Origin of the sequence: Kitasatospora sp. NPDC058965, from assembly GCF_042741245.1 — a bacterium.
In the GTDB taxonomy this organism is placed as follows: domain Bacteria; phylum Actinomycetota; class Actinomycetes; order Streptomycetales; family Streptomycetaceae; genus Kitasatospora.
The window spans coordinates 1-20945 of record NZ_JBHYKG010000145.1 but is presented as its reverse complement, the minus strand read 5'-3'; the positions used below and the strand labels follow the sequence as shown (position 1 = coordinate 20945).

19 protein-coding genes are annotated in these 20945 nt (G+C 72.8%); 9 read left to right on the top strand and 10 right to left on the bottom strand.

The genetic code is table 11. The features are described 5' to 3' along the window. Positions 1 to 42: 42 nt before the first annotated feature. The 5 genes from ACFW1A_RS23130 to ACFW1A_RS23110 form a co-directional block, all read right to left on the bottom strand. Entirely contained in the window at positions 43 to 2616 is a 2574-nt protein-coding gene (locus ACFW1A_RS23130; protein WP_380411068.1) for a collagenase, read from the bottom strand. Positions 2617 to 2869: 253 nt separating this feature from the next. Further along, positions 2870 to 5461, bottom strand: a complete 2592-nt coding sequence (locus ACFW1A_RS23125; RefSeq protein ID WP_380411067.1) for a collagenase — start codon at positions 5459 to 5461, stop codon at positions 2870 to 2872. A 367-nt stretch (positions 5462 to 5828) separates the two neighbouring features. Then, positions 5829 to 6401, bottom strand: coding sequence for a GNAT family N-acetyltransferase (locus ACFW1A_RS23120; RefSeq protein WP_380411066.1), 573 nt, complete (start codon positions 6399 to 6401; stop codon positions 5829 to 5831). Next, entirely contained in the window at positions 6398 to 6970 is a 573-nt protein-coding gene (locus ACFW1A_RS23115; protein WP_380411065.1) for an SMI1/KNR4 family protein, read from the bottom strand. Before ACFW1A_RS23115 ends, ACFW1A_RS23120 begins: the two co-directional genes overlap by 4 nt. A gap of 36 nt (positions 6971 to 7006) precedes the next feature. Continuing rightward, on the bottom strand, positions 7007 to 7729 hold the full coding sequence (locus ACFW1A_RS23110) for a hypothetical protein (RefSeq protein WP_380411064.1): 723 nt from the start codon (positions 7727 to 7729) through the stop codon (positions 7007 to 7009). Positions 7730 to 7933: 204 nt separating this feature from the next. On the opposite strand from ACFW1A_RS23110, the gene ACFW1A_RS23105 reads away from it, so the two are divergent. The 4 genes from ACFW1A_RS23105 (at position 7934) to ACFW1A_RS23090 (ending at position 11489) form a co-directional block, all read left to right on the top strand. Beyond that, positions 7934 to 8902: a patatin family protein gene (locus ACFW1A_RS23105; RefSeq protein ID WP_380411062.1), complete on the top strand. Its 969-nt coding sequence runs from the start codon at positions 7934 to 7936 to the stop codon at positions 8900 to 8902. 107 nt (positions 8903 to 9009) lie between these two features. Then, the gene (locus tag ACFW1A_RS23100) at positions 9010 to 10335 is read left to right on the top strand and encodes an ammonium transporter (RefSeq protein WP_380411060.1); all 1326 of its coding nucleotides are present in this window, start codon (positions 9010 to 9012) and stop codon (positions 10333 to 10335) included. Beyond that, complete coding sequence (locus ACFW1A_RS23095) at positions 10332 to 10670, top strand: P-II family nitrogen regulator (protein ID WP_380411058.1); 339 nt, start codon at positions 10332 to 10334, stop codon at positions 10668 to 10670. Before ACFW1A_RS23100 ends, ACFW1A_RS23095 begins: the two co-directional genes overlap by 4 nt. A gap of 75 nt (positions 10671 to 10745) precedes the next feature. After that, complete coding sequence (locus ACFW1A_RS23090) at positions 10746 to 11489, top strand: dienelactone hydrolase family protein (protein WP_380411057.1); 744 nt, start codon at positions 10746 to 10748, stop codon at positions 11487 to 11489. A 131-nt stretch (positions 11490 to 11620) separates the two neighbouring features. On the opposite strand, the gene ACFW1A_RS23085 is transcribed toward ACFW1A_RS23090, so the two are convergent. Next, positions 11621 to 11749 (bottom strand): hypothetical protein, encoded by a 129-nt coding sequence (locus tag ACFW1A_RS23085; RefSeq protein ID WP_380411056.1) that lies wholly within the window; start codon positions 11747 to 11749, stop codon positions 11621 to 11623. A 199-nt stretch (positions 11750 to 11948) separates the two neighbouring features. On the opposite strand from ACFW1A_RS23085, the gene ACFW1A_RS23080 reads away from it, so the two are divergent. Both ACFW1A_RS23080 and ACFW1A_RS23075 read left to right on the top strand, forming a co-directional pair. Further along, complete coding sequence (locus ACFW1A_RS23080; RefSeq protein ID WP_380411055.1) at positions 11949 to 12917, top strand: glutamate ABC transporter substrate-binding protein; 969 nt, start codon at positions 11949 to 11951, stop codon at positions 12915 to 12917. Between the two features lie 72 nt (positions 12918 to 12989). After that, positions 12990 to 13292: a putative quinol monooxygenase gene (locus ACFW1A_RS23075; RefSeq protein WP_380411053.1), complete on the top strand. Its 303-nt coding sequence runs from the start codon at positions 12990 to 12992 to the stop codon at positions 13290 to 13292. 27 nt (positions 13293 to 13319) lie between these two features. On the opposite strand, the gene ACFW1A_RS23070 is transcribed toward ACFW1A_RS23075, so the two are convergent. Together ACFW1A_RS23070 and ACFW1A_RS23065 are read right to left on the bottom strand one after the other, a co-directional pair. Then, on the bottom strand, positions 13320 to 13736 hold the full coding sequence (locus ACFW1A_RS23070; protein WP_380411051.1) for a hypothetical protein: 417 nt from the start codon (positions 13734 to 13736) through the stop codon (positions 13320 to 13322). A 111-nt stretch (positions 13737 to 13847) separates the two neighbouring features. After that, the gene (locus tag ACFW1A_RS23065; protein WP_380411049.1) at positions 13848 to 16655 is read right to left on the bottom strand and encodes a BTAD domain-containing putative transcriptional regulator; all 2808 of its coding nucleotides are present in this window, start codon (positions 16653 to 16655) and stop codon (positions 13848 to 13850) included. 141 nt (positions 16656 to 16796) lie between these two features. Between ACFW1A_RS23065 and ACFW1A_RS23060 the strand changes: the two genes are divergently transcribed. Next, a complete protein-coding gene (locus tag ACFW1A_RS23060; RefSeq protein WP_380411047.1) occupies positions 16797 to 17000 on the top strand; it encodes a hypothetical protein in 204 nt (67 codons plus the stop codon). A 55-nt stretch (positions 17001 to 17055) separates the two neighbouring features. Further along, entirely contained in the window at positions 17056 to 17649 is a 594-nt protein-coding gene (locus tag ACFW1A_RS23055; RefSeq protein WP_380411046.1) for a hypothetical protein, read from the top strand. 69 nt (positions 17650 to 17718) lie between these two features. Here the strand turns inward: ACFW1A_RS23055 and ACFW1A_RS23050 are convergent, their stop codons facing one another. Beyond that, positions 17719 to 17976, bottom strand: coding sequence for a hypothetical protein (locus tag ACFW1A_RS23050; RefSeq protein ID WP_380411044.1), 258 nt, complete (start codon positions 17974 to 17976; stop codon positions 17719 to 17721). Positions 17977 to 18400: 424 nt separating this feature from the next. On the opposite strand from ACFW1A_RS23050, the gene ACFW1A_RS23045 reads away from it, so the two are divergent. After that, complete coding sequence (locus ACFW1A_RS23045) at positions 18401 to 19306, top strand: ABC transporter substrate-binding protein (RefSeq protein WP_380411043.1); 906 nt, start codon at positions 18401 to 18403, stop codon at positions 19304 to 19306. Positions 19307 to 19414: 108 nt separating this feature from the next. Here ACFW1A_RS23045 and katG read toward each other — a convergent pair. Continuing rightward, a partial coding sequence (gene katG / locus ACFW1A_RS23040) for a catalase/peroxidase HPI (RefSeq protein ID WP_380411041.1) occupies positions 19415 to 20945 on the bottom strand: 1531 nt, incomplete at its 5' end.

Below are 20945 nucleotides of genomic sequence, written 5' to 3'. Positions count from 1 at the left end.
GAGCACGGGCTCCGCACCCCGACCGGGCTCGGTGGCGGTGGATCAGAACTGGGTGGTGACGGTCACGCCGCTGATGTCGGTCACGGCGTACAGGCTCAGGTACCGGTAGCCGGCCGTCGGGTTGGTGACGGTGAGGGTCTGGGTGGTGCCCGGGTTGGTCGAGGAGGCCGTGAAGGCGCTCGGCGAGGCCCAGGTGCTGTCGTTGTAGTACAGGTACGCGGTGCCGGTGCCGCCGGAGGTGGTGACCTTCAGCGTGCTGGTGCCGGCCGGCAGGTAGATGTACTTGTAGACCAGGTTGCCCGCGGTGGCGGCCTGGTCGGCCCGGGAGCAGTTCTGGCCCATCGCGTCGGTCCGGGCGTCGGTGCAGGTGGGCAGCGTGACCGGGGCGGTGGAGGTGATGACGGCCGAGGCGGGGGTGCTGGTCGACTTGCCGTTGCTGTCGGTCACGGTGAGCGCGACGGTGTAGGTGCCCGGCGCGGCGTAGGTGTGGGTCGGGTTCTGCACGTCGGCGGAGCTGCCGTCGCCGAAGGTCCAGTGCCAGGAGGTGATCCGGCCGGGGCCGGTCTGCACCGAGGTGTCGGTCAGGCTGACCGTGGCACCGCTGACCGACTGGGTGAAGAGCGCGGTCGGGCCCTGGGCGTAGCAGGCGCCGGCGGCGCAGGTGTTCAGCCACGCGTCGAAGTCGGCGTCCAGGCTGGTGCCGAGCGAGTTGTAGACCGCGTAGCCGCCGGTGTAGTCACCGGTGCGGAAGTGGCCGAGCATCGACTGCACCAGGTCGGGGTGCTTCTCGAACATGTACCGCACCGCGAGGTAGCCCCACGGGTAGGTGCGCGTCTGGTCCGCGTTGTCGTAGGTGCTCTGGAACAGCGTGCTGAGCTTGTAGGTGTGCTTGGCGGCCTCGGCCATCGCCTGGGTGTCGGTCTGGCCGCGGTAGGCGTAGGACTCGTACTCGGCGACGCCCTCGATCCACCAGATGTCGGGCACCGAGATCTCGGTCCCGAAGTTGCCCTTCATGTCGTAGATGTTGTCCAGGTAGTGCGTGTACTCGTGGTTGAGGTTCCACACGTTGGCGGGGAAGCTGTCGTTCCACGACTTGAGGTACATCACGGTGACCGGCCGGTTGTTCGGGTCGGTCGGGTCCATGACGGTCTGGCCGCCGTTGTTGGTGGAGTTGCCGAAGATGGCCCAGGAGTAGGTCAGGTAGTCGGCCTGGTTGGCGAAGATGCCCAGGGTGAGCGTGTTGCCGTAGGCGTTGACCGGGCCGCTGTCCTTGACCAGGTTGTGGAAGAAGCCGTCCTCGCCGCGCAGGCTGGTGCAGACGGCGTCGAGGTCGGCCGCGGAGAGCGACTCGGTCTGGATGGTGCGGTTGTCGCAGACCAGCTGGTGGGTCAGGACGGCGGCGGTGAGCTTGGCGGGCAGGTTGCACACGTCGTAGTACGAGCACTGGGCGGCGTCGAACTGGTTGGCGTTGTAGGCGACGTGCACGTAGAGCGGGCCGCCGGTGCCGGTGATCTGGGTCGCGTCGAGCACCTGCTTGACCAGCGGCTTGGCCACCGCCTCGACGGTGGCGCCGTCGCCGGCCATCCGGGCCAGGTCGTTGCCCGAGTTGACCTCCAGGTAGGAGTTGGCGGTGCCGAGCAGGTCCTTGTGCGCCTGGGTGAAGGCGGCCAGGGTGCTGACCAGGCTGGAGTCCGCGCCGAGCGCGGTGGTGAAGTCGGTGTTCCAGTTGCCGCGCCACAGCGGCGAGGAGAAGAGCGCGTTGACCGCGTCGACCATCTTCTGCGAGGCGTTGTAGCTGTTGGTGTAGCTGTTCAGCACCTGCTTGTAGACGCCGAGGTAGCTCGCCTGCAGGTTGGCGCTGTCGGTGAGGATCAGCACCTCCTTGAGGACCTGGCCGTTGGCGTCGGTGACGTCCGTCCAGTGCGCGCTCGCGAAGAAGGCGTCCAGGCCGGCCTTGGTGGCGTTGGACAGCGCGGCGGTGTAGGGGCCGACGGCGCCCGAGTTGTACGACTGGACGTAGTAGCCGGCCCGCAGGAACAGCACCAGCTGCAGGATGTTCGTCGAGTTGTCGCCGGTGTAGCCGGCGGCCAGGCCCTGGAAGGCGTTGGCGACGGCCAGCATCTGGGACTGCTGGAAGACGGCGCCCGCGTCGGTGCCGGTGACGTTGAACAGCGTGTTCACGCAGTCCAGCGTCGAGCCCTCGACGAAGGCGACCAGGTCGGCGCCGGTCCGGCTGCCGAAGTCGGCCGGGGTGCAGGTCTGGGCCGCGGTGGCGGCGGCCGCCGCGGTGGTCACCGGGCCGGGCGCGCCGGCCGGCTTCTTGACGGCGCGGGGCTTGATCTGCATGGCGGTGCCGGCCGGCTGACCCATCACCAGCTGGCCCAGCAGGGCCGGCGGCAGCGGAGCGGCGACCGGGGCGGAGTCCTCGGAGCCGGCGGCGACGGTGGCGCCGAGCGGCTTGGGGGCGACCGCCGCGGCGGCGACGGCGGGCACCGGCTTGGTGGCCTGGTGGCCGGCCGCGGCGGCGAGCGCCGGGGTCGGCAGCAGGGTCGCGGCGGTGGCACAACCGGCCACCAGTCCCGCGACGAGCGTGGGGAGTTGTATGCGCGTGCGCATGGGTGGTCGTCACTCCTGTGGGGGGAACGACCCGTTGAGCGTGTGGGGGGTCTCAACCGGGTCGGTGCGGACGAGAACTGGGGGGAATGACGTGAATCCTGACACAGAATGACAGTCAGAACAATGTCACAGTTCATATTGCTCCCCGCATTCGTTCGACCCCGCACGGCGAAGCCCGGGCAGCCGAAGGGCTGCCCGGGCTCCGCCGCATGACGTGGCGTCAGAACCGGTGTCCGCACCGCGGACCGGCGGCTCAGAACTGGGTGCTGACCGTCACCCCGCTGAAGTCGGTCACGGCGTACAGGCTCAGGTACCGGTAGCCGGCCGTCGGGTTGGTGACGGTGACGGTCTGCGTGGTGCCCGCGTTGGTGGAGGCCGCCGTGAACCGGCTCGGCGACGCCCAGGTCTTGTCGTCGTAGTACAGGTACGCGGTGCCGGTGCCGCCGGAGGTGGTGACCTTCAGCGTGCTGGTCCCGGCCGGCAGGTAGACGTACAGGTAGTCCAGCTCGCCGGCGGTCGCGGCCCGGCCCGGCCGGGAGCAGTTGCGGCCCAGCGCCTGGGCGCGGCTGTCGGTGCAGGCGGGCGGGGTCGCAGCGCCGATGCCCGCGGTCACGGTGGCCGAGGTCGCGGTGCTGTCGGACTTGCCGTTGCTGTCCACGGTGGTCAGCGCGACGGTGTAGGTGCCCGGCGCGGCGTAGCTGTGGCTGGGGTTGCGCTGGTCCGAGGAGCTGCCGTCGCCGAAGGTCCAGTGCCAGGAGGTGATCCGGCCCGGGCCGGTCTGCACCGAGGTGTCGGTCAGGCTGACCGTGGCACCGCTGACCGACTGGGTGAAGAGCGCGGTCGGGCCCTGGGCGTAGCAGGCACCGGCGGCGCAGGCGGTCAGCCAGGCGTCGAAGTCGGCGTCCAGGCTGGTGCCGAGCGAGGTGTAGACCGCGTAGCCGCCCGTGTAGTCACCGGCGCGGAAGTGGCCCAGCATGGCCTGCACGACATCGGGGTGCTTCTCGAACATGTACCGCACCGCGAGGTAGCCCCACGGGTAGGTGCGCACCGAGTCCGAGTTGTCGTAGGAGTTCTGGAAGATGGTGCTCAGCTTGTAGGTGTGGTTGGCCGCCTCGCCCATCGCCTGCTGGTCGCTCAGACCGCGGTAGCCGTACGACTCGTACTCGGCCACACCCTCGATCCACCAGATGTCCGGCACCGAGATCTCGGTGCCGAAGTTGCCCTTGGTGTCGTAGATGTTGTCCAGGTAGTGGGTGTACTCGTGGTTGAGGTTCCACACGTTGGCCGGGAAGCTGTCGTTCCACGACTTCTGGTACATCACGCAGACGGGCTGGTTGGCCGGGTCGGTCGGGTCCATCACGGTCTGACCGCCGTTGTCGGTCGAGTTGCCGAAGATGGCCCAGGAGTAGGTCAGGTAGTCGGCCCGGTTGGCGAAGACGCCGAGCTTGAGGGTCTTGCCGTACGGGTTGACCGGCCCGCTGTCCTTGACCAGGTGGTGGAAGTAGGTGTCCTCGCCGCGCAGGCTGGTGCAGACCGCGGCCAGGTCGGCGGCGGAGAGCGACTCGGTCAGGATGGTCCGGTTGTCGCAGACCAGCTGGTCCGGCAGCACCGCGGCGGTCAGCTTGGCCGGCAGGTCGCAGGTGTTGTAGTACGAGCACTGGCCGTTGTCGTACTGGTCGGCGTTGAACGCGGTGCCGACGTAGAGCGCGCCGGTGGCACCGGTGATCTGGATCGAGTCCAGCAACTGCTTCACCAGCGGCTTGGCCAGCGCCTCGACGGTGGCGCCGTCACCGGCCATCCGGGCCAGGTCGTTGCCCGCGTTGACGTCCAGGAACGAGTCCGAACCGCTCAGCAGGTCCTTGTGGTGGGCCGCGAAGGCGGCCACCGTGCGGACGGTCGAGGGGTCCTGGCCGATCGCCTTGACGAAGTCGGGGTTCCAGTTGCCGCGCCACAGCGGCGCCCAGAGCACCGAGTTGACCGCGCTCGCCATGTTCGGGAACGCGTTGTAGGTGTTGTCGTAGCCGTTGAGCACCTGGCGGTAGACGTCCAGGTAGTCGGCCTGCAGGTTGGCGCTGTCGGTCAGCACCAGGGCGTCGTAGAGCACTTGGCCGTTGGTGTCGTTGACGTCCCGCCAGTGCCGGCTGTCGAAGAACGCGTCCAGGCCGGACTTGGTGGCGCTGGACAGCGCGGCGTCGTAGGGGCCGACGGCGGCCGGGTTGTACGACTGGACGTAGTAGCCGGCCCGCAGGAACAGCTCCAACTGCCAGATGCCGGTGGAGTCGTCGCCGCCGTAGTGGGCCGCCAGGGCGCGGTAGGCCTTGGCCACGGCGAGCATCTGGGTCTCGTTGAAGACCGCGCCCGCGTCGGTGCCGGTCAGGTTGTACAGCGTGTTCATGCAGTCGGTGGTGGAGCCCTCGACGAAGGTGACGAGGGCCGCACCGGTGCGGCTGCCGAAGTCGGCGGCGGTGCAGGACTGGGCCGCCGCGCCCGCAGCTGCCCCGGCCTGGGCCTGGGCCTGGCTCTGGGCGGTCCTGGCCTGGACGGACTTGGCCTGGGCCCGGGTCTTCGCCGGGACGGGGGTGGTCTGCACCGCGGTGCCGGCCGGCTGCGCGAGCGCGGCCTGACCGAGCAGGACCGGGTCCAGCGCCGCGGCGGTCGGGGCGACCGCCTCGGAGCCGGCGGCCACCACGGGCCCGAAGGGCTTGGGGTCGGTGGAGGAGGCCCGCGCCGCCGCGGGACTGCTGGCCGGAGCGGCGGCGAAGGCGGGGGCGGGCAGCAGAGTGGCCGCCGTGGCACAGCCGGCGACCAGGCCGGCCATCAGGGGCAGGGATATACGCAGACGCACTGCTAAGTCCTTCTCCTGTGGGGGGAACTCACTGAGCATCGGCGAGGCGAGGGGGAGTTGACGTGCATCCTGTCACCGAATGGGCCTCAGAACAATGTCACAGTTCATATTCCATCAAGAGCGACCGAAATCCCACGGGCATACCGGTAGAAGATGGGGCAAATCGCCGACGCCGGGCCGCAGTCCTGCCCCCGCCACCACCCCGGACGGCGGGCATCGGCCCCTGCGGACGCCGGGCGGAGCCCCCTGGGGGGCTCCGCCCGCCCCGGACGCCGGATGCCGGCCGCTACGCCGCGGGGTACCGGCAGGCCACCAGCGCGGCAGCCGTGCGCGAGGCGCGGACACCGGCACCGGTAGGGACCGCGCATCACCCCATGGCCGCGATCCGGGCGAAGCGTTCGGGGTCGCGCAGGCCGACGCAGTCGTGCGCCCAGAAGGCGTCGGCGTAGACGAACGTGCCGGTCATCCACGGCTCGTAGGCCGACAGCCGTGCCACCTGGAAGGCCGGCCCGGGAATCCGCAACGAGGGGGAGCGCACGCCGCACCGGTCGGCCCGCTCGAAGCCCCGGGCACCGTAGTACGTCGGCGAGCCCTCCAGGACGACGAGCGGCACGCCGCGCGCGTCGGCCGCCGCCAGGGCCGCCGCCACCAGACGGGTGCCCACCCCCTGCCGCTGGTGGTCCGGGTGCACGCCGAGCGGGGAGAGGCTGACCACGTCCACCAACCGGGGTTGCGCGTCCAGCCGGCACGGGCTGAGCATCACGTGCCCGATCACCTCCCCCGCGGCAGCGGCCACCAGGGAGACCGTCCCGCCGCCGGCCCGCAGGGCCGCCACCAGACCGGGGACCCGCTCCGGGTCTCCGAACGCCGCCGCGTGCAGCTGCCGCACGGCCGCGTGGTCCTGCGACTGCTCGTCCCTGATCGCGTAGCCGACCCTCATGGTCGCCGGGCCGGGCCCTCCACGCCGAGCCACCCCAGGTACCAGTCCGCGAAGTCCGGGCCCGGCCGCAGACCGCCCCAGACCTGGTCGTCGAGCCAGACCTGGCCGGCGGCGGGCCCGGTGACGACCAGCCGGGAGAACTGGCCGCAGCCGCTCTCCCCGATCACCAGGCTGCCGGTCAGCGCGTACCCCGCGCGCCGGGGCCGGGCGGCGCTGTGCGGGAAGGGCGTGGCGAGGAACCCGGGCCGCAGGGCGTCGGCCCGCTCGCCGTGCAGCGCGGTCTCCTCGTCCGCCGGCTCCTCCAGCAGGCCGAGCACGCCGTGGTCCGGCCCCGCTCCCCCGTCGGCGACCTGCGTGACGAAGCTGCGGTAGGAGACCGGCAGCCGCACGCCGTGCCGCTGCTCGAACTCCCGGACCGCCTCCTCGCCGAGTGCGAGCCGCAGCCGGTACCCGTGGTCGGCGGCCCCGAACCGCTCGTGCCCGAAGTCGGCCGCCGCCAACGCCGCGACCCGCTCCCGCACCCGGGCGGTGTCCCAGTCCGCCACCCGGCGGTCCTCATCCATCGTCATGCCCGGAACGGTACTCGCACCGGGCCCGCGAACCGGCTACTTGACGTTCTGCAACTGCGCCTTCGCGGCGGCCAGGTCGGCCTGCGGGACGCCGAGCAGGACCTGCGGCGAGCCCTCGTCCTTCATCGGGCAGAACCGGGCGTCCTTCAGCGGCATGCTGACCAGCAGCACGCCCTCGTTGCGGCCGACGGCCAGCTGGTCGCCCGTGGTGCAGGTGGCGTTCGGCGCGATCGGCGGGGAGGAGAGCCAGGTGACCGGCAGGTAGACGCTGGCACCGGCGCGCAGCAGGGTGCCGTGGGCCCGGTCGGTGGCGAAGGTGCCCTGGCCCAGCACGCTGGTCACCAGCTTGCTGAACTGGGCCGTGTGGTCCGTCTCGACGTCGGCCGCGCCGTACATCACGCAGTCCTTGCCCAGGGTGTTGGTCAGCTTCACCACCGCGGTCCAGCGCGGGTCGGCGGAGTGGTCCAGGCCCACCAGCTCACCCTTGACGTCGCTCTCCTTCTCCGAGTTCCCGCACAGCGGCACGTCCGCCGGAACGGTGGCGGCCGTGGGCTGCGCGGTCGGCCGACCCGCGGTCGGGGCGGCCGACGCCGCCGTACCGGCGCCGGGGGCGGCACCGGAAGCGGCACCGGACGGGCTCGCCGAGGCCGCGGGCGCCGGGGCCGCGGTCTTCGACGTCTCGTCCGGCCCACAGGCCGTCAGTGTCAGGGCCGAGCAGGCCAGGGCAGCGAGGGCGGTGGCGAGCGAGCGGGTCTTCACGAGCGGTTCTCCTCTGTACGGGCGCCTGTACGTCCCCCGGTGGGCAGGCCCACCCCCATCCACGGTTCGAGCGGCCGGTGGCGTTGCACCGGCCGACGAGACGTGCGCCACAGCGGCGCCCACCGCCCGCCCCGGACCGCGTCGGATTCCGGGCCGGGCTGCGTGTGATACTCGTCGGTATTCCGACCAGGGAGTGGGTGGACAGTGGCCCCGGACAGCCCGCACGAGGTGCTGCGGATCCTCACCGAGCGCGCCGCGGCGGGCAGTCGGCCCGGGGCCCGGGCCGACCGGCACCGGGTGGCGCTGGCCGTCGAGGGCGGCGGGATGCGCGGCACCGTCTCGGCCGGCATGGCGCTCGCGCTGCAGGAGGCCGGGCTGCTGGACTCCTTCGACGCGGTCTACGGCGCCTCCGCCGGTGCGATCTCCGGCGCCTGGCTGCTCAGCGGCACGCCCGAGAAGCTGCGCGGCTGGGCCGAGCCCGCCTACGCCCGCGCGATGATCCGGCTGAGCAACCCGTGGCGCGGCCGCCCGGTCGTGGACATGCACCAGCTGGTCGAGCACCTCTACGTCCACGTGGCCCGGTTGGACTGCGACGCCGTGCTGGCCAACCCGATCACCCTGCACCCGCTGGCCACCGACGTGGCCACCGGCCTCGCCACCGACCTGCGCCCCCACCTCACCGGACCGGCCGAGCTGCGGCTGGCGCTGCGGGCCAGCGCGGCGCTGCCGATGCTGGCCGGCCCGCCGGTGGAGTTCGCCGGCCGGCGCTGGTTCGACGCGGGGCTGGCGGAGTCGATCCCGTTCCGCACCGCGCTGGAGCAGCGCGCCACCCACGTGCTGGTGCTCCGCTCCCGCCGCGCACCCGCGCCCACGGCCGACGCCCCCGACGCCGGCCCGTCCCGCGGCTCCCGCCTGGTGGCCCGCACCGTGCTGCGCCGCTACCCGGAGCCGCTGCGCACCGCCTACCTGGCCCGGGCCGAACGCCTGCTGGCCGACGACCGCCTGCTGGACGGGCCGCACCCCGCGGTGCTCTCGGTCCGCCCGGCCCCGGACAGCCCGCACGTGGGTCGGCTGGCCAAGGACGGCCCGCTGCTGGAGGCGGCCTTCGAGGCGGGCCGGGCGGCGGTGCGGGCGGCGCTGGCCGGCGCCGCGGTGCCGGCGGGGCCGCGCTGACGGCCCGTCCGTTCACCTGGTGAGATTCCGGAAACGCGGGCGCAACACGAAACGCTGCGGAAACACCGGCGTCCAGAACCGGAAACGCACGCGGGCAACACTGCCGCATGCTCCTCGCCTCCCCCACCTCCGGTCTCGACACCGGTGACACCGCCTGGCTGCTGGCCAGTACCGCGCTCGTGCTGCTGATGACCCCGGGCCTGGCCCTGTTCTACGGCGGCATGGTCCGCACCAAGAGCGTGCTCAACATGATCATGATGAGCTTCGTCTCGATCGCGGTGGTCACCGTGGTCTGGCTGACGGCCGGTTACACCCTGGCCTTCGGCAAGGACGCCGGCTACGGCCTGATCGGCAACCTGCACTACCTCGGCATGGCGCACCTGACGCCGGACTCGCTCACCGGGCACGTGCCGACCCTGCTGTTCGCCGCCTTCCAGCTCACCTTCGCCGTCATCACCGCCGCGCTGATCAGCGGCGCCATTGCGGACCGGGCCAAGTTCGGCTCCTGGGTGGCGTTCACCGCGATCTGGACGCTGCTGGTCTACGTGCCGGTCGCCCACTGGGTGTTCGCCCCCGACGGCTGGATCGCCGCCCACCTGGGCGCGCTGGACTACGCGGGCGGCACCGTGGTCGAGGTGGACAGCGGGGCCAGCGGGCTGGCGCTGGCCCTGGTGCTGGGCCCGCGGCTGGGCTTCCGCAAGGAGGCGATGCGCCCGCACAACCTGCCGCTGGTACTGCTCGGCGCGGGCCTGCTCTGGTTCGGCTGGTTCGGCTTCAACTCCGGCTCGGCGCTGGGTGCCAACGGCACGGCCGCGGCCGTGCTGCTGAACACCCAGGTGGCCGGCTGCACCGGACTGCTCGGCTGGCTGCTGGTGGAGAAGCGGCGCGACGGGCACGCCACCACGCTCGGCGCGGCCTCCGGGGCGGTGGCCGGCCTGGTCGCGATCACCCCGTCCTGCGGCAGCGTGGACCTGCTGGGCGCGCTGGTGATCGGCCTGGTCGCGGGCGTGGTCTGCTCGTACGCGGTGAGCTGGAAGTTCCGCTTCAACCTGGACGACTCGCTGGACGTGGTCGGCGTGCACTTCGTCGCGGGCGTACTCGGCACCGTGCTGATCGGCCTCTTCGCGACCGCCGCGATGACCGGGCACGTGCGCGGCCTGCTGCACGGCGGCTCGCTCGCGCTGACCGGGCGTCAGCTGGTCGCGGTGCTCGCCGTCGGTGCGTACGCCTTCGCGGTCAGCTACGGGATCGGCAAGGCGATCGAGAAGCTGATGGGCTTCCGCGCCCCGGCGGAGCACGAACTGACCGGGCTCGACCTCGCCGCGCACGCCGAGACCGCGTACGATCACGGCGTCCTGGGCCACGGTGCATCGGCCCAGCACGCCGTCTCGTTCCCCCACTCGCACTCCCAGGACAGGGCCGCCACCGCATGAAGCTGATCACCGCCGTCGTCAAGCCGTTCCGGCTGGACGAGGTCCGCACCGCCCTGCTCGACCTCGGTGTCACCGGACTGACCGTCACCGAGGCCAGCGGCTACGGCCGCCAGCGCGGGCACACCGAGGTCTACCGGGGCGCGGAGTACCAGATCGACCTGGTGCCCAAGGTCCGGATCGAGGTCGTGGTGGAGGACGACGACGCGGAGCCGGTGATCGAGGCGCTGGTCGCGGCGGCCCGCACCGGCAAGATCGGCGACGGCAAGATCTGGGCCGTGCCGGTGGACACGGTGGTCCGGGTCCGCACCGGCGAGCGCGGCCCGAGCGCCGTCTGACCACGCTCGGGACACGCCCCGGACCGGGCGCCGACCGCTGCTGCCGCTCGGCTAGGATGCCGATCATCCGACACCATGGGGGAACTGATGACGGGTCAGTGGCAGCAGCTCGGCGCCGAGGGCGGCATCGAGGCGTACGTCCATCGGCCGACCGGTGAGGTCCGCGGCGCGGTCGTGGTCTGCGCCGAGCTGTACGGGATCAACGACTACGTGCGCGGCATCTGCGCCGAGCTCGCGGAGCTCGGCTACCTGGCGGTCGTGCCCGACTTCTACTGGCGGGACGCCCGCCGCACCGCGCTCGGCTACTCGGCCGAGGAGCGCGAGGCGGGCCTGGTCCTGATGAAGGCGCTGGACCGCGACCAGCTGCTGGCCGACGCCGCCGAGGCCCTGGCGCTGGCCCGGTCCGGGGCCGGCGGCCACGGGGTCGCCTTCCTCGGGATGAGCATGGGCGGGCACATCGCGGTGCGCGCGGCCACCGAGCTGCGGTTCGAGCTGGCGGCGGTGTTCTACCCGGGCTGGCTGCTCAACTCCGGGATGCCGTTGGTCGGTCCCGTTCCGCCGCTGGAGCACGCCGAGCGGATCGCCGAGAACGGGGCGTTCTTCCTCGGGTTCTGCGGCGAGCTGGACCACATCCTGCCGCCGGCCGAGTGGCAGGCCGCCGAGCAGCGGCTGACCGCGGCCGGCGTCGCGCACGAGCTGGTCAGCTACCCCGGGGCCCGGCACGGCTTCGCCTGCGCCGACCGCCCGGCCGACTACGACGCGGCCGCCGCCGAGGACGCCTGGCAGCGGGTGCACCGCGCGCTGGCGGAGCGCCTCTAACGGCATCGGAACGGCGGCGTACCCGGCCGGGCGCCGCCGTCCCGTCGTGCGCACCGCCGTTCCGTCGTGCGCGCCGCCGCGCCCGTTGGTGGCCCGCCGCGCAGGGCGACCGCGCAGGGCAATGACTCGGGTCAACCGCGCAGCAGTTGCCCGATGAAGGCGCCGGCCAGCGCGCCCAGGGTGCCGATCACCATCACCCCGAGCACGATCTGGGTGATCCACACGGCTTCGGCCTCACGCTCGGCCTGGCTCTTGCGCATCGCCGCCACCCCTCTCCGCCACGGTCCCCCGCTCGCTGTCCTCGACAACGGGTGGACACCAGTCCTTTGTCCCGCGGAGATCTTGCGGAAACCTTCAGTGCCGCAAGGAGCCGGGGTGAACACCGGGAACCGAAAAGCCTGCGGACCACGTCCTACCGCTGCCATGCTTGACCTCCCTCGCCGTACATCGGAGGAAACAATGCAGCTGTCCGGACGTGCCCGACTGCCCCTGGCCGCAGGCGCGTTACTCGCGCTGGTCGCCGCCGTGGGGGCGAACGGGGACGCCGCCACGGCCGGGGCGCACCGCGCCGACCCGGCGCCGGTCCTGACCGGGGCGGGCACCACGGTCCGCCCGGCGGCGGACACCAGCTGCGACCCGTACGCCAGTCCCTACCCGCCCAGCGGCGACCTGAACGGCCGGACCGTCAAGGCGATCAAGGCACGCGGCGTACTCAATGCGGGGATCGACCTGAACGACTACCGCTGGGGGTACCGCGCCGCCGACGGCAAGCCGGCCGGGTTCGACATCGACATCGTGCACGCGATCGCCAAGGCGCTGCTCGGCGATCCGGACAAGGTGAACTGGGTGGCGCTGCCCAACAGCAAGCGGATCGGCGCGATCCAGAGCCAGCAGGTCGACCTGGTGGTCCACACGATGACCATCACCTGCGACCGGATGCAGCAGGTCGCCTTCTCCACCGTCTACTTCGTGGCCGGCCAGCGCGCCCTGGTGCCGAAGGTGGGCCACAGCGCGGGCGAGAGCGTCGACCAGGCGCTGTCCGGGCGCCGGGTCTGCGTCTCGTCGGGGTCCACGGCGGAGGACGAGCTGAAGAGCCGCTCGCACGGCGCGGCCTCGGTGCTGGCCATGACCAACGACCTGGACTGCCTGGTCAAGCTCCAACTGGGCCAGGTCGACGCCCTGCTGACGGACGACGCGGTGGCCGCCGGGATGGCCGCGCAGGATCCGCAGACCATGGTGGTGGGCAGCCAGATCACCCAGGAGCCGTACGGCATCGCGATGTCCCGGGACGCCCCCGACCTCGCCTCCTGGGTGAACCAGTTCCTGGAGGGCTACCGCCAGGGACCCTGGCAGAGCTCGTACGCCTACTGGCTCGGGCCCTACCTCGGCGGCAGCGCCAACCCGCCGGCCGCCAAGTACCACGGCTGACGGGCCGGCCGTCCGGCATCCAGCAGTCGGACGGCCGACGCACCGCGCACCACCGCTCCCTAGGCTGCCGTCATGTCACAGCCGGTACGCCTCGTCATCCAGATCACCACGCAGCCGGGCCGCGGCCGGGAGCAGGTCGACGCCTTCGAGCGCCTGGCTCCCCTGGTCCGGGCCGAGGACGGGTGCCTGCAGTACGACCTGCACCGGGCGGCCGGCGACCCGGACCGCTTCGTGCTGCTCGAACTGTGGTCCTCGCGCGAGGCGTTGGCCGCGCACGACGCCACCGCGCACATGGTCGCGGCGGACGCCGCCAGTCCCGCCTTCCGGGCCGGACCGGCCCGGGTGATCGAGCTGGCGGCCGATCCGGTGGCCTGAGCCCGGCGGCGTCCGGGCCCACCGGAGTCACCGCCCCGCGAACTGCCCCCGCAGGTGGGTGCCGTTGGCCACGATCGCCACGCCCGCCAGGGCGACGCCGCACAGCCCCTGCTCGATCTTCATCCACACCGGGTACGGGGCGGTCGCGATGACGAACACGATGGCCACGGCCACCAGCGGGGTCAGGAACCGCAGCCGCCGGTAGGCCCGGTAGGAGCCCTTGGAGGCCCGGTCGACCAGGAAGAAGGTGATCCCGGCACTGATCGCCACGCCGATCCCGCGCCCCCACATCGCCGAGGTGGTCGGCGAGTGGTCGTGCCGCACCAGTGCGATGGCCACCAACGTGAGGACGCTCAGGGCCAGGTAGCCGATCACCAGCAGCCGCACCGTACGGAAGGCCCGGACCGTCTCGGGGTGCGCCCCGTCGAACTGCATCGAAGTCATGATCCGTATCCTGCCCGAACGGTTGGCGTCCGGACAGTCTGATGCATCATCAACTCGGCATGACAACCGTCATGTGTGGCAGCCGCCCGTCCTGCGCGCGGCCCGCCCGCCCTACCCCGCGCCGGCCAGGCGTTTTCCGGCCTCGTCCGCCAGCGGGCTGCGCAGCTGCTCCAGCCGCCGCAGCGCCTCCCGCCAGGCGGTCCGCGCCTGCTCGCCGTCGCCCGCGTCGCGGTGGATGTCGCCGATGACCAGGTGGAGTTGCGCCACGTACAGCAGGTCGCCGAGTTCCGTGTAGATCTCCAGTGCCTGCCCGGCCGCGGCCAGCGCCTCGGGGTAGCGCCCGGCCAGGCGGCAGGTGATCGCCATGCTGTCCCAGGCGTCCGCCAGGCCGGAGCGGTAGTCGGACTCCCGGTGCAGTTCCAGCGCCTCGTTGATCAGCGCCAGCGCCGTCTCGTACTCCCCCAGGTAGCCGTGGCTGCGGCCGAGTGCGTCCGTCGAGCAGGCGATGCCGATCGGGTTTCCGGCCAGGCGGCTGTACTCCAGGGCTTTCTGATTGGCCGTCAGCTCCTCGCGGTGGCGCCCCTGGCCCTCGTACAGGTTGCCCAGGCTGTAGTGGGCGCGCCCCTGCCCGGCCGGGTCGCCCAGTTCGGCGCTGATCGCCAGCGCGGCCAGCAGTTGCTCCTCCTTCTCCCGGTCCGCGCCCAGCCGGCCCAGCGCCTGGGCCAGGTCCACCCGGGCCCGGGCCTCGCCGCTGCGGTCGCCGAGCCGGACGATCGCGGCCAGCGCCGCGCGCAGCGCGTCCACCAGGTCGTGGAAGCGCCCGGAGCGGTCCAGGAAGGTGGTCATCGACCAGGCCAACTGCCAGACGTGGGTGTCCAGTCCGGCGGCCCCGGCGCGTTCCTGGGCGGCCAGCAGGGCGGGGTGCTCGGCCTCGTACCAGGCCAGCGCCTCGTCCTCGGTGGCGAAGGCGACCGGTGCGGGGGGCTGCGGCGCGGGCGGCAGCTCGATCGGCGGGCGGGCCGGCTGGAGCAGCCGCTCCCCCGCGCAGGCGGTGTACAGGTAGTGGTCCACGATCAGCCGCCGGGTGGCCGCCACGCCGGCCGGGCCGTCCTCCCGTGCGCCCAGCTCGCCGGCGAAGGCGCGCAGCAGGTCGTGCGCGCCGAACCGGCCGCGGCCCGGCTCCTCCAGCAGGTGCAGGTCGGTCAGCTCCCGCAGCGCCTCGGCCGAGGGCGCGCCCAGCAGCGCGTCGCAGATCCCGCTCCCCAGGTGCGGCCCGCCGTGCTCGCCGAGTCGGCGGAACAGCAGTGCGGTCGGCGGAGTCAGCCGCTGGTAGGAGCCGGCCAGCACGGTGCGCACGCTGGCGGCCGGATCGCCCGCGTCCAGCGAACTGAGCAGCGTGCCGGCCTCGCCGAGCCGGTCGACGAACTCGCCGAGCGGCAGCCGGCGGGCGGTGGCCAGCCGGGCGGCCGCGATGTTCAGCGCCAGCGGCAGGCCGGCGCAGCGCTGCACCAGCTCGGGCAGCCGGTCGGCCTCGGCGGCCAGCCGCCCCCGGTCGAGCCGGCGGGTGAGCAGCCGTTCGGCGTCGGCGCCGGGGAGCAGGTCCAGCGGCAGTGGCCGGGCACCGTCCAGTGCGACCAGGCCGGTCAGCCGGTCCCGGCTGGTGACCACGGTCAGGCAGGCCGGCTCGCCGGGCAGCAGCGGGCGGACCTGGGCGGCGTCGCGGGCGTTGTCCAGCACCAGCAGGATCCGACGGCCCGTCAGCATGCTCCGGTAGAGGCCGAGTTGCTCGGCCGGGTCGGACGGGATCTCGCCCTGGCCGAGCCCGAGCGCCTGCAGGAAGCCACGCAGTGCCAGTTCGGGCGCCAGCGGTTCGCCGACGGGGTCGAAGCCGCGCAGGTCCACGTAGAGCCGCCCGTCGGGGAACCGGTCGGCCACCCGGTGCGCCCAGTGCACGGCCAGCGCCGTCTTGCCCACGCCGGCGGTACCGGTGACGGCGGCCAGCTGCCGGGTGGTCCCCACCTCGGACAGCACCCCGTCGAGCTCCGCGAGCTCCGCCGCTCGCCCCGTGAAGTACGCCGCCGCAGCCGGGAGTTGGCTGGGCACCCGGTGCTGCGGGCCGGGTGCCGGGCCGGGCGCCGGGCCGGGCGCCGGGGCCGGCCCGGGCGCAGCGGCGGTCAGCGCGCCGTCGCCGGCCAGGATCCGCGCGTGCAACTCGCGCACCGCCGCGGAGGGCGTCACCCCGAGCTCGGCGCGCAGCTCCCGGCGCAGCCGCTCGAACACCTCCAGTGCCTCCGCCTGCCGACCGGCCCCGTAGAGCGCGTGCATCAGGTGCGCGTGCAGGGTCTCCGCCCACGGGTGCGCGGCGACCAGGGGTGCCAGGTCCGCGGCCACCTGCCCGTAGGCCTGCAGCCGCAGCCGCACCTCGGCCAGCTCCTCCACGGCACGCAGCCGCGCCGCGCGCAGCCGTTCGGCCCCGGCCGCCTCCTGCACCCGGGCCGGCACCTCGGCCAGCGGCTCGCCCTGCCACAGCGCCAGCGCACCGGCCAGTTCCCGCTCCGCCTGGTCCGGGGCGCCGTCGGAGACGGCGGCCCGGGCGCGCCGGCAGGCTGCCTCGAAGTCGTGCAGGTCCAGCTCGCCGGGCCCGACCTCGATCAGGTACCCGTCCAGGGTGCGCCGGATCCGGCCGCCCTCCTCGGGTCCGAGCAGCCGGCGCAGCCGCATCACGTGGTTCTGCAGCGAGGCGGTGGCGGAGGCCGGCGGGTCCTCGCCCCACAGGGCGGTGATCAGGCGCTCGCTGGTCACCCCGCGCCCGGCCTCGCCGAGCAGCACGGCGAGCAGGCCGCGGGTCATCGGCGCGCCGGCGGGCAGCTGCGCCCCGTCGTGCCAGACCGTGACCGGCCCGGGCGGCGGGAACGGCATCGCCCGGACCCCTCACTCCGCGCCGTGCCAGCGCGGATCCTACCGAACGGGTGGGGCTGCTGCGGCGGCAGAGACGACCGGCCGGTAGGCCCCGGCGGAGCGGCCCGCCCCGGGGGGCACCCCCGGTGGTGCGGCCGCCGTTTGCGGGGCCCGACCGCCGTACGACGCCTCGCCGTCGGCCACCGCGCCGACCTCACGGTCTTCCCGCAGGACCCGCTCACCGTGCCCGACACCGAGCCGGCCGAACTCCCGCTCCTGCTCGCCGTGCTGGCCGGGCGGCCGACCCACCGGGCCGCCGGGCCGCAGGAGCGGCCGGGGCGGGCCCGCGGAACCGGGCGGCCATGATCGTCGCCTACGATCATGCGGTCGTACCGGCCCTACGAGATCAAGAGACCCTCAGATGAGAAAACTGGCCCTGCTCGGGTTCATCGCCGTCTTCGCCGCCCTCGTCGTCGCGACCCTGGTGGGCAACGTCTTCGGCGTCGACGACGGGAGCCGGCTGCTGCTGACCGTGCTCGAGTTCCTGGTCATGGTGGTGGTCCTGGCCGTGGTCATGTCGGTGCTGCCGCGCCACCTGCAGCAGCGGGTGGCCGGGGCGCAGCCGACCTCGGCGATGATGCGGCGCCGCCTGGACGGGCTGATGACCGCGCTCGGCGCGCTCCCCGCACGCTCGGCCCGGGCGGACTTCGCGGCGCTGCGCAGCGGGCTGACCCTGTACGCCCGCGCGGTGCGGCTGGAGGGGATGCAGCCGTCGCTGGGCGTCCTGCTGCTGGACAAGCCGGGCACCGGCCCGGGCCGGGTGCGCTGGCTGGAGCACGGCACCGTGCAGAACCTGCAGACGCAGGTCGAGCTCGTGGAGGTGACCGGCGTGCCGCCCACGCTGACCGCCCGCACCTTCAAGGCCACCAGCACGGTCTGGCTGGGCCACGACCTCAACCTGCAGCTGACCCCGATGGACCTGGAGGTGCTGCGGCACGTGCTGGCCGAGGCCTGACCGGGCCCGGCCGCCCGTCACCGGGCCCGCGTCGCCGTGTCGCGGGCCCGGTCGACGGAGTCGGCACGGTTACGATTTGGACCCGCGCCGGACCACCGATCCGGCCAGCAGGTAGGCCACCACGGCCACGCCGTAGTCGAGCAGGACCTGGCTGATCCGGTTGTGCGTGGTGAAGATCCCCCTCGACCAGCCGGCCAGCCAGTTGGCCGCCTGTTCCACCCAGTGGACCACTGCGATCCCGGTGTTGGCCCTGGTCAGGTCCAGCACGATCCACACGTTGAGTATCACCACGGACACGGCGATCGCCGCCCGGATGGCACTGCTCAAGGTCTTCATGGCATCCGCCCTCGTTCCGCTCTCCCCGCTCGGACATCTTTCCGGGACGGCGGCCCGCAGCCACCCCCTAGACTCCCGTCCTCTCCCCGAACTGGGGTGGCAAACCGTTCGACTGATCAGCTGTCAGCTGATCGACTGCGGCCCGCCCGGCGCCCCGGCCGGTGGGCGCGGCCCTTGGCAGGAGCGCCTGGTCGGTGTACGAGCATGAGGAAGGTCACATGGTTCAGATGTGGCCGCAACAGTGGTTATAGTCTGACCGGCCGTCGCGCCTCCAGGCGCCACGGGGATCAGCAGGGGTGTGGCGGCGGCACCCCCCTACCCTCTCCGCGGCCGGGGCCGGTCCGGCGCTTTCGTGCTGTCAGGTCCCGGACGAGACGGCCCCGTGGATTCGGACCCTCTCGGAAGAGCAATAGAGATGACCCCCAACACCCACCGCCGCTGCGCCGCCCTCGTCGCAGTGGCCGCAGGCAGCGTGCTGCTGAGCGCCTGCGGTTCGGGCACCGGCTCGACCACCTCCCTGCACGACCAGCTCCCCGCCGCCATCCGCAAGGCCGGGGTGATCAAGGTCGGCGCCTCGTTCACCGCCGCCCCCGTCGTCTTCAAGAACTCCCAGGGCCAGCCGGACGGTCTGGACCCCGACCTGGCCGCGGCCCTGTCCAAGGAGCTCGGCGTCACCCTGCAGTTCCAGGACGTCGGCCCGTTCGCCAACGTGCTGCCGGGCCTGCTCTCCAAGCAGTACGACATCGGCATGTCCGGCATCACCGACACGCACGAGCGCGAGAACGGGCTGGACGCCGACGAGAAGCAGGTCAACGAGGGCAGCGACTTCGTGGACTACTTCATGGCCGGTGTCGGCATGGTCGTGCACAAGGGCAACCCGTCGGGCATCAACTCGCTGGACACCCTGTGCGGCAAGACGGTGGCCGTGAAGAAGGGCACCATCCACGACACCCTGGCCAACAACCAGCAGAACGTCTGCAACCGCACCGGCAACCCGCTGAAGATCCTCGAGGTGGACGCCGACACCTCGCTCCAGGACGACGTGCGCACCGGCAAGGCCGCCGCCTACCTCACCGACTACCCCAAGGCGCTCTTCCACGCCCAGACCGTGGACAACGGAGCGACCTTCCAGGTGGTCGGCCCGCAGCTGCAGCCGCGCCCGTACGGCATCGCGGTGCGCAAGAGCGACACCCAGCTGCGCGACGTGCTCTCCAAGGCGGTCGAGAAGCTGATCCTGAGCGGCGACTACGACGGGATCCTCAACAACCGCAAGCTGCAGGACGGCGCCATCCCGGCCGCCGTCATCAACGGCAGCGACTGATCCGGCGCCCGCAGGCCCGCAGGGTCGATCCCCTGCGGGCCTGCGGACGCGAACGGGGCCGGCCCGCAGGATCGCCTGCGGGCCGGCCCCGTCACCTCGCGGGACCGGTCAGAACCGGTCCAGCTCCATCACCTTGCTCCAGGCCGCCACGAAGTCCGTGACGAACTTCTTCTCGGCGTCGTCGCTCGCGTAGACCTCGGCCAGCGCGCGCAGCTCGGAGTTCGAGCCGAAGACCAGGTCGACCCGGGTGCCGGTCCACTTGACCTGCCCGTCGACCGAGCCCTCGAAGGTCTGCGAGTCCGCCGAGGTGGGCGCCCAGGTGGTGCCCAGGTCCAGCAGGTTGACGAAGAAGTCGTTCGTCAGCCGGCCGGGCCGGTCGGTCAGCACGCCGTGCGCCGACTGCTGGTGGTTGGCGCCCAGCACCCGCAGGCCGCCGACCAGCACGGTCATCTCCGGCGCGCTCAGCGTGAGCAGGTTGGCCTTGTCCAGCAGCAGGTACTCGGCCGGCAGCCGGGTGCCCTTGCCCAGGTAGTTGCGGAACCCGTCGGCGGCCGGCTCCAGCGGGGCGAAGGACTCCGCGTCGGTCAGCTCCTGGGTGGTGTCGCCGCGGCCCGGGGTGAACGGGACCGCGACCGTGAAGCCCGCGTCCTGGGCGGCCTTCTCCACGCCGGCCGCACCGGCCAGCACGATCAGGTCGGCCAGCGAGACCTGCTTGCCGCCCGCGGCGGCCGCGTTGAACGAGGCCTGGATGCCCTCCAGGGTGCGCAGCACGCCCGCGAGCTGGTCGGGCTCGTTGACCTCCCAGCCGCGCTGCGGCTCCAGCCGGATGCGGGCGCCGTTGGCGCCGCCGCGCTTGTCGCTGCCGCGGAAGGAGGAGGCGGCGGCCCAGGCGGTGGAGACCAGCTGGGCGACGGTCAGGCCGGCGCCGAGCACCTGCTCCTTGAGCGCGGCCACGTCCGCCTCGTCGATCAGCGGGTGGTCCACGGCCGGGACCGGGTCCTGCCAGATCAGCGTCTCGGCCGGCACCTCGGGGCCGAGGTAGCGGGCGATCGGGCCCATGTCGCGGTGGGTGAGCTTGAACCAGGCGCGGGCGAAGGCGTCGGCGAACTGGTCCGGGTGCTCCAGGAAGCGCTGCGAGATCGGCCCGTAGACCGGGTCCAGGCGCAGCGACAGGTCGGTGGTGAGCATGGTCGGCTGGTGGGTCTTGGCCGCGTCGTGCGCGTCCGGCACGGTGCCGGCGCCGGCGCCGTCCTTCGGCTTCCACTGGTGGGCGCCGGCCGGGCTCTTGGTGAGCTCCCACTCGTAGCCGAACAGGGTCTCGAAGAAGGTGTTGTCCCAGGCCTTCGGGGTCGGGGTCCAGGCGCCCTCCAGGCCGGAGGTGATCGCGTCACCGCCGACGCCGGTGCCGAACGAGGACTTCCAGCCCAGGCCCTGCTGCTCCAGCGGGGCGGCCTCGGGCTCCGCGCCGACGTGGTCGGCCGGGCCGGCGCCGTGGGTCTTGCCGAAGGTGTGGCCGCCGGCGATCAGCGCGACGGTCTCCTCGTCGTCCATCGCCATCCGGCGGAACGTCTCGCGGATGTCGCGGGCGGCGGCGATCGGGTCCGGGTTGCCGTTGGGGCCCTCGGGGTTGACGTAGATC

Bases quoted from the DNA above. Each gene is read 5' to 3' on its own strand.
- ACFW1A_RS23075 (WP_380411053.1), top strand. From the start codon at position 12,990: ATGTCACAGCCGGTACGCCTCGTCATCCAGATCACCACGCAGCCGGGC.
- ACFW1A_RS23095 (WP_380411058.1), top strand. From the start codon at position 10,332: ATGAAGCTGATCACCGCCGTCGTCAAGCCGTTCCGGCTGGACGAGGTC.
- ACFW1A_RS23055 (WP_380411046.1), top strand. From the start codon at position 17,056: ATGAGAAAACTGGCCCTGCTCGGGTTCATCGCCGTCTTCGCCGCCCTC.
- ACFW1A_RS23090 (WP_380411057.1), top strand. From the start codon at position 10,746: ATGGGGGAACTGATGACGGGTCAGTGGCAGCAGCTCGGCGCCGAGGGC.
- ACFW1A_RS23130 (WP_380411068.1), bottom strand. From the start codon at position 2,616: ATGCGCACGCGCATACAACTCCCCACGCTCGTCGCGGGACTGGTGGCC.
- ACFW1A_RS23070 (WP_380411051.1), bottom strand. From the start codon at position 13,736: ATGACTTCGATGCAGTTCGACGGGGCGCACCCCGAGACGGTCCGGGCC.
- ACFW1A_RS23065 (WP_380411049.1), bottom strand. From the start codon at position 16,655: ATGCCGTTCCCGCCGCCCGGGCCGGTCACGGTCTGGCACGACGGGGCG.
- ACFW1A_RS23115 (WP_380411065.1), bottom strand. From the start codon at position 6,970: ATGACGATGGATGAGGACCGCCGGGTGGCGGACTGGGACACCGCCCGG.
- ACFW1A_RS23120 (WP_380411066.1), bottom strand. From the start codon at position 6,401: ATGAGGGTCGGCTACGCGATCAGGGACGAGCAGTCGCAGGACCACGCG.
- ACFW1A_RS23045 (WP_380411043.1), top strand. From the start codon at position 18,401: ATGACCCCCAACACCCACCGCCGCTGCGCCGCCCTCGTCGCAGTGGCC.
- ACFW1A_RS23085 (WP_380411056.1), bottom strand. From the start codon at position 11,749: ATGCGCAAGAGCCAGGCCGAGCGTGAGGCCGAAGCCGTGTGGATCACC.
- ACFW1A_RS23100 (WP_380411060.1), top strand. From the start codon at position 9,010: ATGCTCCTCGCCTCCCCCACCTCCGGTCTCGACACCGGTGACACCGCC.
- ACFW1A_RS23080 (WP_380411055.1), top strand. From the start codon at position 11,949: ATGCAGCTGTCCGGACGTGCCCGACTGCCCCTGGCCGCAGGCGCGTTA.